Origin of the sequence: Ectothiorhodosinus mongolicus (assembly GCF_022406875.1) — a bacterium.
Taxonomy (GTDB): Bacteria; Pseudomonadota; Gammaproteobacteria; order Ectothiorhodospirales; family Ectothiorhodospiraceae; genus Ectothiorhodospira; species Ectothiorhodospira mongolica.
On the sequence record NZ_CP023018.1, the window covers coordinates 1,749,140 to 1,762,846 of the forward strand.

At 54.0% G+C, this 13,707-nt stretch carries 12 protein-coding genes, 1 tRNA gene and 1 pseudogene; 8 read left to right on the forward strand and 6 right to left on the reverse strand.

All coding sequences use genetic code 11. The features are described 5' to 3' along the window. Positions 1 to 37: 37 nt before the first annotated feature. Together CKX93_RS08565 and CKX93_RS08570 are read left to right on the forward strand one after the other, a co-directional pair. Positions 38 to 1,753 carry a GMC family oxidoreductase gene (locus CKX93_RS08565; RefSeq protein ID WP_076756285.1) on the forward strand — a complete coding sequence of 572 codons (1,716 nt, stop codon included), beginning with the start codon at positions 38 to 40 and terminating at the stop codon, positions 1,751 to 1,753. Between the two features lie 66 nt (positions 1,754 to 1,819). Next, the gene (locus tag CKX93_RS08570; protein WP_084178731.1) at positions 1,820 to 2,206 is read left to right on the forward strand and encodes a c-type cytochrome; all 387 of its coding nucleotides are present in this window, start codon (positions 1,820 to 1,822) and stop codon (positions 2,204 to 2,206) included. A 14-nt stretch (positions 2,207 to 2,220) separates the two neighbouring features. Here the strand turns inward: CKX93_RS08570 and CKX93_RS08575 are convergent, their stop codons facing one another. Both CKX93_RS08575 and CKX93_RS08580 read right to left on the reverse strand, forming a co-directional pair. Continuing rightward, positions 2,221 to 3,018 carry an HpcH/HpaI aldolase/citrate lyase family protein gene (locus tag CKX93_RS08575; RefSeq protein ID WP_076756286.1) on the reverse strand — a complete coding sequence of 266 codons (798 nt, stop codon included), beginning with the start codon at positions 3,016 to 3,018 and terminating at the stop codon, positions 2,221 to 2,223. Positions 3,019 to 3,028: 10 nt separating this feature from the next. Further along, positions 3,029 to 4,219 carry a CaiB/BaiF CoA transferase family protein gene (locus CKX93_RS08580; RefSeq protein ID WP_076756287.1) on the reverse strand — a complete coding sequence of 397 codons (1,191 nt, stop codon included), beginning with the start codon at positions 4,217 to 4,219 and terminating at the stop codon, positions 3,029 to 3,031. 250 nt (positions 4,220 to 4,469) lie between these two features. Here CKX93_RS08580 and CKX93_RS08585 point away from each other — a divergent pair, with 250 nt between their 5' ends. From CKX93_RS08585 to CKX93_RS08595, 3 genes and pseudogenes are all read left to right on the forward strand, one after another. After that, complete coding sequence (locus CKX93_RS08585) at positions 4,470 to 5,816, forward strand: 7TM-DISM domain-containing protein (RefSeq protein ID WP_338066010.1); 1,347 nt, start codon at positions 4,470 to 4,472, stop codon at positions 5,814 to 5,816. A gap of 68 nt (positions 5,817 to 5,884) precedes the next feature. Beyond that, positions 5,885 to 6,960: pseudogene (locus tag CKX93_RS08590) on the forward strand (IS3 family transposase). Positions 6,961 to 7,061: 101 nt separating this feature from the next. Then, positions 7,062 to 7,274, forward strand: coding sequence for a CopG family transcriptional regulator (locus tag CKX93_RS08595; RefSeq protein WP_076753846.1), 213 nt, complete (start codon positions 7,062 to 7,064; stop codon positions 7,272 to 7,274). Positions 7,275 to 7,331: 57 nt separating this feature from the next. Here the strand turns inward: CKX93_RS08595 and CKX93_RS08600 are convergent, their stop codons facing one another. Both CKX93_RS08600 and CKX93_RS08605 read right to left on the reverse strand, forming a co-directional pair. After that, positions 7,332 to 7,586, reverse strand: a complete 255-nt coding sequence (locus tag CKX93_RS08600; protein ID WP_076753848.1) for a Txe/YoeB family addiction module toxin — start codon at positions 7,584 to 7,586, stop codon at positions 7,332 to 7,334. After that, positions 7,583 to 7,834, reverse strand: coding sequence for a type II toxin-antitoxin system Phd/YefM family antitoxin (locus CKX93_RS08605; protein WP_076753850.1), 252 nt, complete (start codon positions 7,832 to 7,834; stop codon positions 7,583 to 7,585). The genes CKX93_RS08600 and CKX93_RS08605 overlap by 4 nt, the downstream gene beginning before the upstream one ends. 133 nt (positions 7,835 to 7,967) lie before the next feature. Here CKX93_RS08605 and CKX93_RS08610 point away from each other — a divergent pair, with 133 nt between their 5' ends. Further along, positions 7,968 to 8,495 carry a CIA30 family protein gene (locus tag CKX93_RS08610; protein ID WP_076753851.1) on the forward strand — a complete coding sequence of 176 codons (528 nt, stop codon included), beginning with the start codon at positions 7,968 to 7,970 and terminating at the stop codon, positions 8,493 to 8,495. A gap of 95 nt (positions 8,496 to 8,590) precedes the next feature. On the opposite strand, the gene CKX93_RS08615 is transcribed toward CKX93_RS08610, so the two are convergent. Next, a tRNA-Ala gene (locus tag CKX93_RS08615) sits at positions 8,591 to 8,666 on the reverse strand. Between the two features lie 55 nt (positions 8,667 to 8,721). Next, the gene (gene glgB / locus CKX93_RS08620) at positions 8,722 to 10,893 is read right to left on the reverse strand and encodes a 1,4-alpha-glucan branching protein GlgB (protein WP_076753853.1); all 2,172 of its coding nucleotides are present in this window, start codon (positions 10,891 to 10,893) and stop codon (positions 8,722 to 8,724) included. A gap of 95 nt (positions 10,894 to 10,988) precedes the next feature. Here glgB and glgC point away from each other — a divergent pair, with 95 nt between their 5' ends. Next, on the forward strand, positions 10,989 to 12,254 hold the full coding sequence (gene glgC, locus CKX93_RS08625; protein ID WP_076753855.1) for a glucose-1-phosphate adenylyltransferase: 1,266 nt from the start codon (positions 10,989 to 10,991) through the stop codon (positions 12,252 to 12,254). Then, entirely contained in the window at positions 12,244 to 13,656 is a 1,413-nt protein-coding gene (malQ, locus tag CKX93_RS08630; RefSeq protein WP_076753856.1) for a 4-alpha-glucanotransferase, read from the forward strand. Before glgC ends, malQ begins: the two co-directional genes overlap by 11 nt. Positions 13,657 to 13,707: the final 51 nt, after the last annotated feature.

Below are 13,707 nucleotides of genomic sequence, written 5' to 3' on the forward strand. Positions count from 1 at the left end.
ACATCAAACCCTTGATGCACCTGAAGAGGTAGACGAAATGGCTCTGGATAAAAAAACACTCTCAAGCATTATTCGCGACTACAGCGAAGGTAATCTTGAGCGCCGTGAGTTTTTGAAAAAGGCTGGGCTGCTGGGTATTTCCGCTGCAATGAGTAGTTCGCTTGCAGTGGTTTACTCGAGCAATGCCTTTGCCCAGTCATCAAGAGAAGCGCCGCAAGGTCGTCGCTCTTATGACTACATCATTGTCGGTTCGGGGTCCGCCGGTTCTGCTTTGGCATACCGGCTGGCCACCACCACTGATGCATCGATTTTGGTGCTTGAAGCCGGTGGTACCGACGATGTGCCGGAGATCCATGATCCCCGGCGCTGGGCAGAGACTCTGGGCACTCGTGCCACCAAGTGGTTCATGACCACGGAGCAGCCGCACACGGCAAACCGTGAGCACAATTGGCCGCGCGGTAATGTGATTGGTGGTACCAGTTCCCTCAACGCCATGATCTTTGCTCGCGGTCACCAAAGTGACTTTGATGGTTGGGCGGCGGCTGGTTGTGAGGGGTGGGACTATGCTTCCGTGCTGCCCTACTTTAAAGCCTTTGAAAACTGGGAAGGAGGGGCTAACGCCTATCGTGCGGTCGGCGGTCCTTTGTCGGTCACTCGTCCTCAGGAAAACCTGCGCCACCCCGGTGGTGAGATGTTCATCGAGGCCTCAAAGGCACTCGGGTTCACTGAGACTTTGGACTTTAACGCCGAACAAATGGAAGGCCCGGCTTGGGTTAACTTCACCATCAAAGATCAGCGTCGTCAGTCCACGGGTGTGGCCTTTTTGAAGCCGGCGATGGCGCGTCCGAACCTGACGGTTCTGACCGATTCACCGGTCACCAAAGTGATTGTCGAACGTGGTCGATGTGTGGGTGTGGAGTATCTGCACAATGGCCAGCCAACAGTCGTTCGCTGCGATCAGGAAGTGATCCTGTCAGCCGGTTCCATTGATACCCCGCGTATCCTGCTGCACTCCGGTATTGGGCCGCGTGCGGATCTCAGACAGGTGGGTATCGCTTCGGTATTAGACCTGCCCGGTGTGGGTCAAAATCTGCAGGATCATGTGCTGGGTGGTGGACCGAACTATGAGTCTCCCACGGCCTTGCCTGAGTCCAACTACAACGCCTCTGAGGTGTACATGTGGGCCAAGTCGGACAGCAGTGTGGTGGCACCGGATATGATCACTTTGTACCTGAATATTCCGTTCTCCACCCCGGCTTTGCCGATGGATGGTATCAAGAACGGTTGGTCGATCCTGTCCGGTTTGGCACGACCCACCAGCACGGGTTCATTGAAGCTGCGCTCTAACCGTGTCACCGACGCACCCATCATTGATCCGAACTACCTTGCGACTGAACACGACCGTCGTGTGTTCTCGCAAGCCACTGAATTGGCTCGTGAAACCGCTCTACAGTCGCAGTTCGCCTCGGTTCGGGCCAAAGAATGGTTGCCCGGAGACAACGTGCGTCCGGGTACGCCCGCTTGGAATGATTTTATTGCCAAGTGTGCGCACACCTACTTCCATCCGACCTCCACTTGCAAGATGGGTGTGGACGATATGGCGGTGGTGGACCCGCAGCTGCGGGTTCGGGGTATCTCACACCTTCGGGTGGCCGATGCGTCCGTGATGCCCAAAATCACCACCAGTAATACCAATGCACCTTCGATCATGATCGGCTGGAAATGTGCCGAAATGATCCGCGGTGTCGCTTAAGTTTCATCCTCCGGCAGTAAATTGGGGTGACATTTCGATGTCACCCCTTTTTTTGGTAAAACCATCATGAATATCAAAAACTTTGTTGTCGTTTGTGTGTGCAGTGTTTTGGTCGTGACTTCGTCCCAGACGTTTGCCGATGAGCCATTGGCGCTTCAAGGTCAGGAAGTCTTTCGTTTATGTGAGGCTTGCCATTCAGTAGAACCGGGTGTGCACATCTTTGGCCCGACGCTACATGGAGTCTATGCGCGGCGGGCGGGCACTCAAGAGGGCTATAGCTATTCCCAAGCATTAGCGAACTCGGGCATTGATTGGAACGAATCCTATCTGCACCGATGGCTGGCCAGTGACTCTAAGAACTTAGTCCCGGGCACACGTATGCAGTGGAGAACGCAGTTGTCGGAGGAACAGTTGCAGGCCCTGATTGCTTACTTGAAGACGCTACAAGACTAAGGGGCAGGGGCGGTTTAGCGTGATTGTGCTAGGCGCAAAATGCCCTGAGCGCGCTCGACGACGGGTCTATCGACCATCATTCCATTGCAGACCGTAGCAGCACCTCCGCTGGCCGAGTCGGCTTCAATGACACGTTCTGCCCAAGCGATCTCATCTTTGCTGGGCAGGAAAGCGGTGTTTGTAGCGGCCACCTGACAGGGGTGAATACACAGTTTGCCGCCAAAGCCCACTGACACGGCATTATGAAGCTCAGCATTCAGCTTGGCATCATCGCGAAAATCAACGCAGACCCCATCAATGGGCGCCGCAATCCCCGCCAGGCGCGAGGCGAGTGTCAATTCAAGGCGAAAAGGATTGAGGTCTTGGCTGGATAGTTGAAGGTTAAGATCCAATTGGAAATCTAAGGTGCCAAACATCAATGCCGTGACCTGTGTGGCTTTGGCGATCTCTCGACAGTGCGCCAATCCCGCTGCAGTCTCAATCAGCGGGAAGATGCGAACTCGCGGATTGAGCCGCGCAGTGATTGCTTCGATTTGCGAGGTAGATTCCGCCTTGGGGATGACTACGCCAAGCGGGTCTGCCGCGATTATGGCGTTCAGATCCTCGTCGAACCAAGGACTACCCGGAGCGTTGATGCGCACCAGAAAATCGCGATCCGTTTTGAGGGTGGCATCCAGCTGGCGTCGGGCGCTTTCTTTTTGTTCGGGCGAGACGGCATCTTCCAGATCAATGATGACGGCATCAGCGCCGCTGGTCCTAGCTTTTGCGAACCGTTCCGGTGTAGTGGCAGGGACAAAAAGGAAGCTGCGCATGCGTGATGGTTCAGATGATCCCGTTATCTTCGAGTGTTTGAATTTGTTCGTCGCTATAAGCTAATTCAGTGAGAATCGTTCGGCTGTGTTGACCCAGTCCTGGGATTGGACCCATGTTTGCATGATCTGCTGAATCGATGCCGGGTGGCAAGAGTGCCGGCAAGGCGCCAGAGGGACTGCCGATTTGGGTCCAACGATTTCTCGCGGTGAGCTGTGGGTGATCCCAAACCTCGTTCAATGTATTCACGCGGGCACACGCGATGCCGGCCTTGTCCAAAAGCGTCACGATTTCATCCGCACTGTATTGCGCGAATACGTCATCTATCAGTTTTTTTAGAAGGCTTCTGTGCTCCGATCGAGCTGAATTAGTTTTAAATCGCTCATCACTCAGAAGATGCGGTTTTTTGAGAACCTCATTGCAAAATAGTGCCCATTCCTTCTCATTCTGCAATCCCAAAACGATAGTCCCCTGATCGTTACCAGAGAATAGCCCATAGGGATAGATCGTTGCGTGAGATGCGCCGGCTCTTTCCGGTGGTTCTGCGCCTTCAAAAGCGTAGTAGAGGGGATACCCCATCCATTCCACCATGGATTCCAGCATAGAGACTTCGATGCGACATCCGCTTTGGGTGAGGCCTCGTTTGATGAGCGCGGCTAAAATATTCGAATAGGCATACATGCCAGCGGCAATATCCGCAATGGAACATCCCGCTTTGGAGGGTTCATCGGGTGTTCCAGTAATCGACAAAAATCCTGATTCACTTTGAATCAGAAGATCATAGGCCTTCTTATCCCGATAGGGACCCGAATCACCGTAGCCGGAGATATCGCACACAATCAGTTGATCATTCGAGTTTTTTAATGTTTCGTAGCTCAATCCAAGTCGTTGGGTGGCTCCCGGTGCTAGGTTTTGTACAAACACATCAGCCTTGGCCAAGAGTGACATCAAGATATCTTTCCCCTCGGGAGTTTTAATGTCTAAGGTTAAGCTCTCTTTCGAGCGATTAGTCCATGCAAAATGAGATGAAATACCTTTCACTCGATCATCATAATTCCGTGCAAAATCTCCGTGTTTTGGTCGCTCTATTTTGATCACTCGCGCGCCGAGATCGGCCAGCTGTCGTGTACAAAATGGCGCAGCAATCGCATGCTCCAAAGCTACGACCAGCAATCCACTGAGTGGGTGAGTGTTTTTATTCATCGCTCAAGATCTAAAGCCAGTTGAGTGGAAGATTTTTGTTTTTTCGCGATCACTGAACCCGGCCTCAAGAGAATCATTTCCTGGGACCTGAAACTAGTTTTTAGTGTAGCGACTAACGGCTAAAAACAGGTTTCAAAATTGGCACAGTGCGACTTCGCGAATTACGAACACGCCTCACGACAAAAAAGGGGGACGACGAAAAAGGGGGACGACGAAAAAGGGGGACGGATTTATTTTTCCGCAAGGAAAAATAAATCCGTCCCCCTTTTTTTTTCAACCCTATAGAGGGCTCTTGACTCGCGGCTATCAAAGCTCGCCACACTGGGTCAGGCTAAGTATCGATCCCTCGCTGGCCACCACATCACAGCCGCACATTCTGCGTATTCAGCCCCAGTACCTGGATTACATCACGCTCTTTGACCCGCTCGAACCTAGCCAGCATGTGCGACAAACCGGGGGCATGACACGACTCTCGGTTGATGAATACCAATCCTTGAATTTCAATTTCGTTATTCCCGTGGGTGATCAGCCGCGTTATCTATACCTTAAGATTGAAACACGAAGTACCACACTGCTGGCGGCACAGGTGCTGCCACCCAGCCAGGTGCTCAGGCAAGATCGCCTCTACGAGGTTTTCGCCTCGCTTCTGCTCGGTGTGTTGTTTCTGATCGTCATTTGGGCACTGTTTCAATGGCTCTTGGAGCCCAGCCTGCTCATGGCCAGTTTTCTGGTGAAACAGCTGGCCGTCATGAGCCACGCCGCCGGCTACATGGGGTACTGGCGCCTTTGGCTGTCGGATTATCTACCACCGGCTCTTCTTAACGAGCTGTTTAGCCTCAACATTTTCATCATGACGGCGGCAGCCATCTGGTTTGTCTACCAGTTTCTGAAAGAATATGACCCTCAGCCTTGGGCCATCCGTCTGTTTGCCGGTTGCCTGTTGTTTTTCCCCGTGCAGGTGATCTTACAGTGGTCTGGATACACGCAAATGGCTTTGGAGACGGTGGCATTGCTATCGTTATTCATGCCCATGCTTGGCTTGTACCTCGCCGCCACGGCGCGCGTCTGGAAGACCTCGAGTGAAGAGGATCTGCCGGTCTTATCCCGCAACCAGCTCACCTTGCTATTTCTCCTGCTGGCCATTGTCCTTTGGATTTATGTACTGCCGGTTCTCGGCCTGATTCGGGTGGAGCCGCTGACTTTATACGGCATCATGCTCTACAACCTCGTCACCAGCTTGATGATGATGGCCGCCCTGCAGCTACGCGCTCGTCATCGCAGTCGCCAGCAGGCCAAGATTCAAGAGCGGCTGCTCATGGTTGAGCGAGAGGTTCGTATCGAACGAGAGAGGCGGGAAGAGCAAAAACGCTTCATGGATATGTTGACGCATGAGCTAAAGAACCCTTTGTCGACGATACGCCTAGTCACATACGGCGAGACGGAATACGCCAGCAAGGTGTCCGCAGCGATCGCAGATATGCAAAGCATCATCGATCGTTGCGCGCAATTGGGTCAGATTGAGGCCGAATATGTGATACCTCGTACCGACACGATTGATCTCAAAGAGATCGTGCGTAATTGTCAGGAGCGCCTTTGACCTTTCCCCCAAAATAAGCACCAAAAGTTCGATGAGATTTCCATTACGATGTAACGAGGAGATCTCACATGAAGAAGCGATATACCGAAGAACAGATCATCAAAGCCATCAAGCGTCATGAATCCGGGGTCAAAGTTGACGAGATATGCCGTGATTTAGGCATTTCAGCAGGGACTTTTTAAAACTGGCGAAGCAAGTACACTGGCCTCGAAGTCAATGACGCCAAGCGTCTCAAGGCGCTAGAGTCTGAGAACCACAAGCTCAAACGCATCCTGGCTGACAAGCTACTCGAAGTTGAGGCCATGAAGGACGTGCTCTCAAAAAAGTGGTGAGCCCAGCCAAACGCCGAGAGGTGGTGAGGCATTTGGTTGGGCAGTTTGGGATCAGTCAACGCCGTTCCTGTGAGCTGGCGAGCGTGAGCCGCTCATCCCTCCGGTATCAACGAAGAGAGGCCCGTGATGAGGCGCTCAGGGCCCGTCTCAAGGCTCTGGCGAGCACCAATGCGCGCTACGGCTACTTGTTGCTGCATGGCCTGCTCAAAAGTGAGGGGCTGGTGGTCAACAAGAAGCGAACCTATCGTCTTTATTGTGAGGAGGGCCTCCAAGTGAGAACCAAGAAGCGCAAGAAACTGCAACGCCCTCGTCTTCCCATGGAAGTCCCAACGGTCCCAAACCAGCGCTGGTCGATGGACTTTGTGGCAGATCAGCTCAGCAATGGCAGACGCTTTCGGATACTGAACATTGTGGATGACTTCTCCCGAGAGCTGGTCGGCCAGCTGATTGGCTTTTCCCTCTCCGGGCATCAGGTCGTTCGATATCTAGGCCAGTTAGCTGCCTCAAGGGGACTGCCGAGAATGATCACCATGGACAACGGTAGCGAATTCACCAGCAAAGCCATGCACTTTTGGTCCCGAGATACTGGGGTAAAGCTTGGGTTTATCCAGCCAGGAAAGCCCACCCAAAATGCTTTTGTCGAGAGCTTCAATGGCAAGTTCAGGAACGAATGTCTGAATCAGCACTGGTTCAGATCCATTGAGGAAGCCAGGAGCACAGTTGATGAGTGGCGGGACCATTACAACCAGGTTCGACCCCACAGCTCACTGGGCTATCTGCCACCTGTGGAGTTTGCCAAACGTGCAGCATAAAATAACCAAGATCTCATCAAGCTAATGGCGCAAACTTTGGGGAAAGGTCACCCGATCTTCGCATACTGACGCCAGAACAATTGCTATGAGAGGATAATGCCATGGCTACGTTAACTATTCGGTTACCCGATGACAAACACAACCGTCTGAAAGCGCTGGCTCGTCGCAAGAAGATGAGCGTCAATAAGCTTATTGAAGAAATGTCGACTCAGACACTGGCCGAGTTCGATAGTGAAATTCGTTTCCGAACCTTGGCGGCATCAGGTGATGTCAAACGCGGCCTTGAGCTGCTTGATAAGCTCGATGCCGAGTAAAAAAGGGGACGGATTTATTTTTTAGTGAAAAAATAAATCCGTCCCCCTTTTTTGTCGCTAGTAGTGATACCGCAGTTGTGCAATCAGCAAAGCGTCATCCCTGACCTTGTAAACCAGCCGGTGCTCTTCATTGATCCGGCGAGACCAGTATCCTGTGAGGCTGTGTTTGAGGGGCTCTGGTTTGCCAGTGCCTTTGAACGGGTCCCGCTGGATTTCCTTAATCAACTTATTGATTCTTTGAAGAGTTTTTCTATCGGTTCTCTGCCAGAATAGAGAGTCTTCCCAGGCAATTTCGGAGAAGACAAGTTTCATTTAAGCAGCGCCTTTTCTTGGCCGCCGCCTCGTTCCAACTCAGCAATGGATTCCAGCAGACGCCGGGTATTTTTTGGTGCGCGTAGCAGGTAAGCAGTTTCTTGCAGTGCTTCGTAGTCTTCTAGGGAAATCATCACCACAGACTGCGACTTGCTACGGGTGATGATCACCGGATCGTGGTCCTCACAGACGCGATCCATGGTTTTCGCTAAATTCGTTCTAGCGGCTGTGTAGCTAATTGCATCCATAACCATGCCCCTGTACAGAATGTTGTTCATGCACATAATACTGTACGTAAAACTCACGGGCAATCAGTTAAACTCTTGAAGATTGGGGTATGACCCCAGACCCCGAACGGGGAGCTTGGCGGAGGGTAGGGTAATGACAGACAGCTTTGTGATCGATGATTTTCAGGAGGATGCGCGTCTTTCTGCGCTCGGTACGTCTTGGGAGGGTTTGACTGATCGGGTCATGGGCGGGCAGTCCGATATGCAGATGGGCTATCGGGAGTCCGATTCAGGTTCAGTGCTCTTCCTGCGCGGTGCGGTCCGCCTAGAAAACGGTGGCGGGTTCATCCAAGTTCGTTTGCCATTAGTGACCAATGGCGGCAGTTTCGATGCGCGGGCCTGGCAGGGCTTGCGCATCATAGTGCGCGGTGTGCCCGGTCCTTACTATCTTCATCTGCGCACACAACAGACGCGGCAACCCTGGCAGCATTACCGTGCCCCCATCGATGTTGGCCTTGAGTGGCGCGAGCAATTCATTCCATTCACGGCATTTGAAGGTCGGGCGATCGGCGGCCCAATCGACGTCAGCCGCCTTCAGTCGGTGGGCATAGTGGCCTACGGCGCGGCATTCGAGGCAGACCTCGAAGTGAGGTGGCTCGGGCTATTCAAAGCAGAACCATAAAAAGGGGACGAATTTATTTTGGGGTCAGACCCCTGTGGATAAATAATGGGGACAGATTTATTTTTTCATGAAAAAATAAATCTGTCCCCATTATTTGGTGGAGCGGAGGAGGATCGAACTCCCGACCTTCGCATTGCGAACGCGACGCTCTCCCAGCTGAGCTACCGCCCCATGGCTTGCGAGTATATGACAGCGGGGCCGATCTTTTCTAGCCAATGCACCCGACTTAGCTTTGCTTTAAAACCAGCCCGCCCAAAGGCGGCAGGGTCAGGCTAATAGAGTAGGGCCGACCCATCCACGGGATCTCCTCGGCTTGCACCGCGACATTGCCCAGATTGCTGCCACCATAGAAGCTCGAATCGGAATTTAAGAGCTCCTGATAAAGCCCCGGAGCAGGCACCCCAATGCGATAACCATGGCGAGGCATCGGCGTGCAATTGAGTATCGTGATCACGGCATCGCCGTTATCTGCACTTTTGCGCAGATAAGCCAGCACCGATTGCGCCGCATCATGACAATCAATCCACTCAAAACCCTGCCACTCAAAGTCATAGTAATGCAGCGCCTTTTGCTGGCGATAAAGCCGGTTCAAGTCCCCCACCAGCTGCTTCATGCCTTGATGCAGGGGGTAATCCAAAAGCCACCAATCCAGGCCGCGCTCCTCGCTCCATTCCTCGCTCTGCGCAAATTCACAGCCCATAAACAACAGCTTCTTACCCGGATAGGTCCACATGAGTGTGTACAGCAAGCGCAGATTGGCAAAACGTTGCCACTCATCACCCGGCATGCGATGCAGCAAGGAGCGCTTACCGTGCACCACTTCATCATGGGACAGCGGCAGCATGAAGTTCTCAGTAAAGGCATACAGCAGGCCAAAAGTCAGCTGGTCGTGGTGAAAATGCCGATGCACGGGGTCTTTCTTGAAGTACTCCAAAGTGTCGTTCATCCAGCCCATATTCCATTTCATCGCAAAACCCAGGCCGCCCAGCCAAGTAGGGCGCGTCACCTGCGGCCATGAAGTCGATTCCTCAGCGATGATCAGCGTGCCGGGATGATGGCCTTGCACACTGCTGTTAAGCTCGCGCAGAAACTCGATAGCGCCCAAGTTCTCGCGGCCGCCGAACTTATTGGGCAGCCAGTCGCCAGCCTTGCGGGAGTAATCCAGGTACAACATCGAAGCCACGGCATCGACGCGCAGGCCATCAATATGAAACTCTTCCACCCAGTACATGGCGCTGGAGAGCAGGAAGTTCTTCACTTCGTTGCGATCGTAATTGAATATCAGCGTGCCCCAATCGCGATGTTCGCCAAGGCGCGGATCCTCATGCTCATACAAGGCGCTGCCGTCAAAACGCGCCAAGGCAAAAGCATCTTTGGGGAAGTGCCCGGGTACCCAATCCAGCAACACGCCAATGCCATTTTGGTGGCAGTAATCCACGAACCAACGAAAATCATCCGGCTCGCCAAAGCGCCGCGTCGGTGCGTAATAGCCGGTGGTTTGATAGCCCCAAGAGCCATCAAAGGGATGCTCGGTGATTGGCAGGAGCTCAATATGGGTAAAGCCCAAGGGCTTGATGTAATCCACTAACTCTTTTGCCAGCGTGCGGTAATCCAAAAAATCGCTTTGGGCATCGCGTTTCCAAGAGCCCAGATGCACCTCAAACACCGACATGGGGCGATGCAGCCAAGCCTCGGCATGACGCTGCTGTATCCAGGCCTCATCACCCCATGCATGTTGGCTGGGCAGGGCGGCGACCGATGAGGTCTTGGGACGCAGCTCAAATTGCTGTGCATAGGGGTCCGCCTTGGTGAATACCTCACCGCTATCGCGATTACGGATTTCGTATTTATACAAGGAGCCGGGCTTAAGACCCGGAATAAACAGCTCCCACACCCCGCTGCCGCCGCGCACGCGCATTGGGTGACAGCGCCCATCCCAATGGTTGAAGTCGCCCACCACGGAAACCCGCGCAGCAGCCGGGGCCCAAACCGCAAAGCGCAAACCCATCACCCCCTCGACTTCCCAGGCATGCGCGCCGAGAAAGCGATAGGCATGCCAATGCCGCCCTTCGGCGAATAAATGCAGATCGAAATCGCTGATTTGCGCTGCAAAACTATAAGGGTCATGGATCGTGTGCTGATGACCATGGTGGTCCTCCCAGCAGATCCGATAGTGTGCCGGCAGAGCATGGCTATTGCCGCTACAGCTAAACAGGCCCTCACCTAGGGCTGTCATGGGCATGTCATCGAGGTCAGGCAGGCTGGCTTTCGCTGCATGCGGCAGCAACGCGCGTATCACCCAGTTTTTTCCATCCGGGTGTCGACCAAGAATGGAAAAAGGGTCATGATGCCGATGTTGCAGCAGTGCCTGAAGTTCGATGGAGGAGGATCCACTCATAAGGGTTCCATGATAAAATACCATTTAAATTGTGGTGATAAAGATCGGCCATGGCAAGGCAAAGCCCGGCTGACATTCAGAGGAAACACAATGCCATGAAACCACAGTCGCAACGATTCGTCAGCCGAATTACCCGCGATACACTGGCCTTGATCCTGGCTGGCGGGCGAGGATCCCGGCTCAAACAGCTCACAGAATGGCGCGCCAAGCCTGCAGTCCCTTTTGGCGGCAAGTTCCGCATCATCGATTTTCCTTTGTCCAACTGCATTAATTCCGGGATTCGCCGGGTCGGTGTCGTGACCCAATACAAAGCCCATTCGCTGATTCAGCATATCCAGCGGGGTTGGAGTTTTTTGCGCGGTGAGTTCGGCGAGTTCATTGAGCTGCTGCCGGCGCAACAAAGAATTGGTACCTCTTGGTATAAAGGGACAGCCGATGCCGTCTACCAAAACATCGACCTGATCCGCGATCATGATCCCAGCTACGTGCTGATCCTCGCCGGTGACCACATCTATAAGATGGACTACGGCGACATGATCGCCTATCACGTGGAATCGGGCGCCGATATGACCGTGGGTTGTCTCGAGGTGGATCTAGAGACGGCCAAGGGCTTTGGCGTCATGGGTGTAGACAGCGAAGGGCGCGTACGTCGCTTCGATGAAAAGCCCGAAGAGCCGCAGGCCATTCCCACCAAACCGGGTAAGGCGCTGGCCTCGATGGGGATATATGTGTTCAACACCCGCTTTTTGTATGAACAGCTGATTAAGGACGCCGATACCGCCGACTCCAGTCACGACTTTGGCCAGGACATCATCCCCAGAGTGATTAAATCCTACCGCGTCATGGCCTACCCATTTCGCGATGTGCAAACCAACTCGCAGGCCTACTGGCGGGATGTGGGAACCATCGACTCTTACTGGAAGGCTAACCTTGAGCTTATCGGCGTTACCCCAGAGCTGAATTTGTATGATATGGACTGGCCCATTTGGACTTATCAAGAACAGCTGCCACCGGCTAAGTTCGTCTTTGATAACGATGATCGCCGCGGCATGGCCGTGGACTCCATGGTCTCGGGTGGCTGCATTATCTCGGGTTCAACTGTGCGACACTCGTTGTTGTTTTCCAACGTTACCGTCAACAGCCATGCCAAGGTAACCGATTCGGTCATCCTGCCCAATGTGGAGATCGGCAGCAACGCGGTGATTCAAAAGGCCGTGCTAGACAAAGGCTGCCGGATTCCCGAGGGCATGGAAGTGGGCGTGGATCTTAAAGAGGACGCTAAGCGCTTTTTTGTTTCCCCGAGCGGTGTGACCGTGGTGACACCGGGCATGTTGGGGGATAACCCGCATTATGCCCGCTAGTTTCGGGCGCCGTCAGGCGGGGGTCCTGCTGCATCCCACTTCCTTGCCCGGGCCCGGCTTGCAGGGCACGTTGGGCAAAGAAGCCTATCGGTTCATTGAGTTTTTGCAGGCGAGTGGTTTTGGCCTGTGGCAGGTCTTGCCGCTGAACCAGCCGCATGGGGATCGCTCGCCGTATCAAACCATGTCAGTGCATGCCGGCAATGTCGGCCTGGTCTGTCCCGAGGCTTTGGTAGAAGCCGGCTGGTTGGCCCCTGAAGATGCCTGGCGCGGCGGCGACATTGATCCCCTCGATGCTCGGCCTTGGCAGCGCGCCCTACAGCATTTTCAAACCCACGCCGATCCCTCCGCCCACGCCGCCTTCGCCGACTACAAACAGCGTCAAGCCTTCTGGCTCGACGACTACGTTTTGTACCTCGAAAAAAAGGGGTCGTACCCCATTCAAGGAATGGGGTACGACCCCGATGGTAAAGAGGCGTTTCGGTTTGCGCAGTTTGCGTTCGCTACGCAGTGGCAAGCCTTGCGGAGCTATGCGCACGAGAAGGGCGTCATGCTGATGGGCGACATGCCGATTTTTGTGGCGTTAGATAGCGCCGATGTCTGGGCGCATCGCGATCTTTTCGATCTGGATGAGGCCGGGCAGCCGCGCTATGTCACGGGCGTGCCCCCGGATTATTTCGCAGCGACAGGGCAGCGCTGGGGCAATCCGCATTACCACTGGGAACGCATGCAAGAGCAGGGCTTTAGCTGGTGGTTTGAGCGCTTTGCGGCGATCCTTGAACAAGTGGATTGCCTGCGCATCGACCATTTCCGCGGGTTTGAGGCCTGCTGGTATATCCCGGCGGATGAACCCACGGCGATGAATGGTCACTGGCGTGCCACGCCCGGTCGCGCCCTGTTTGAAGCTTTACAAAAACGCTGGGGTGAACTGCCACTGGTGGCTGAAGATCTGGGCATCATTACGCCAGAGGTGGAAGCCCTGCGCGATGATTTTGGGTTGCCGGGCATGAAAATCCTGCAATTCGCTTTCGACAGCGATGCCACTAACCCCTATTTGCCGCATCGCCACATCCAAAATAGCGTGGTGTATACCGGCACCCATGATAACGACACGACCCTGGGCTGGTTTGAAGCAGCCGATCCAGAGCTCAAGCAACGCGCGCTGAGCTACTTGGGCCATCCAGAGGAGCCCATGCCCTGGCCGTTGATTCGCAGTGCCTTGGCCTCGGTGGCGAACACCGCTATCTTGCCCATGCAAGACATTCTCGCACTGGGCAGCGAGCATCGCATGAATCAACCGGGTACGGTTGAGGGGAATTGGCAATGGCGCTTTGATTGGTCCCAGGTATCAGAGGACCTGGCGGCCAAGCTCAAAGATATGCTGGTGTTGTACGGGAGAAGCTGAGCGCACACTAACGTCAGATCAGTGCCCACTAAACCCGTCGGCCTACCGCCC

What these genes read in the sequence shown, in the direction of transcription:
- CKX93_RS08565 (WP_076756285.1), top strand. Translation starts at nt 38, where the DNA reads ATGGCTCTGGATAAAAAAACACTCTCAAGCATTATTCGCGACTACAGC.
- CKX93_RS08570 (WP_084178731.1), top strand. Translation starts at nt 1,820, where the DNA reads ATGAATATCAAAAACTTTGTTGTCGTTTGTGTGTGCAGTGTTTTGGTC.
- CKX93_RS08575 (WP_076756286.1), bottom strand. Translation starts at nt 3,018, where the DNA reads ATGCGCAGCTTCCTTTTTGTCCCTGCCACTACACCGGAACGGTTCGCA.
- CKX93_RS08580 (WP_076756287.1), bottom strand. Translation starts at nt 4,219, where the DNA reads ATGAATAAAAACACTCACCCACTCAGTGGATTGCTGGTCGTAGCTTTG.
- CKX93_RS08595 (WP_076753846.1), top strand. Translation starts at nt 7,062, where the DNA reads ATGGCTACGTTAACTATTCGGTTACCCGATGACAAACACAACCGTCTG.
- CKX93_RS08600 (WP_076753848.1), bottom strand. Translation starts at nt 7,586, where the DNA reads ATGAAACTTGTCTTCTCCGAAATTGCCTGGGAAGACTCTCTATTCTGG.
- CKX93_RS08605 (WP_076753850.1), bottom strand. Translation starts at nt 7,834, where the DNA reads ATGGATGCAATTAGCTACACAGCCGCTAGAACGAATTTAGCGAAAACC.
- CKX93_RS08610 (WP_076753851.1), top strand. Translation starts at nt 7,968, where the DNA reads ATGACAGACAGCTTTGTGATCGATGATTTTCAGGAGGATGCGCGTCTT.
- glgB (WP_076753853.1), bottom strand. Translation starts at nt 10,893, where the DNA reads ATGAGTGGATCCTCCTCCATCGAACTTCAGGCACTGCTGCAACATCGG.
- glgC (WP_076753855.1), top strand. Translation starts at nt 10,989, where the DNA reads ATGAAACCACAGTCGCAACGATTCGTCAGCCGAATTACCCGCGATACA.
- malQ (WP_076753856.1), top strand. Translation starts at nt 12,244, where the DNA reads ATGCCCGCTAGTTTCGGGCGCCGTCAGGCGGGGGTCCTGCTGCATCCC.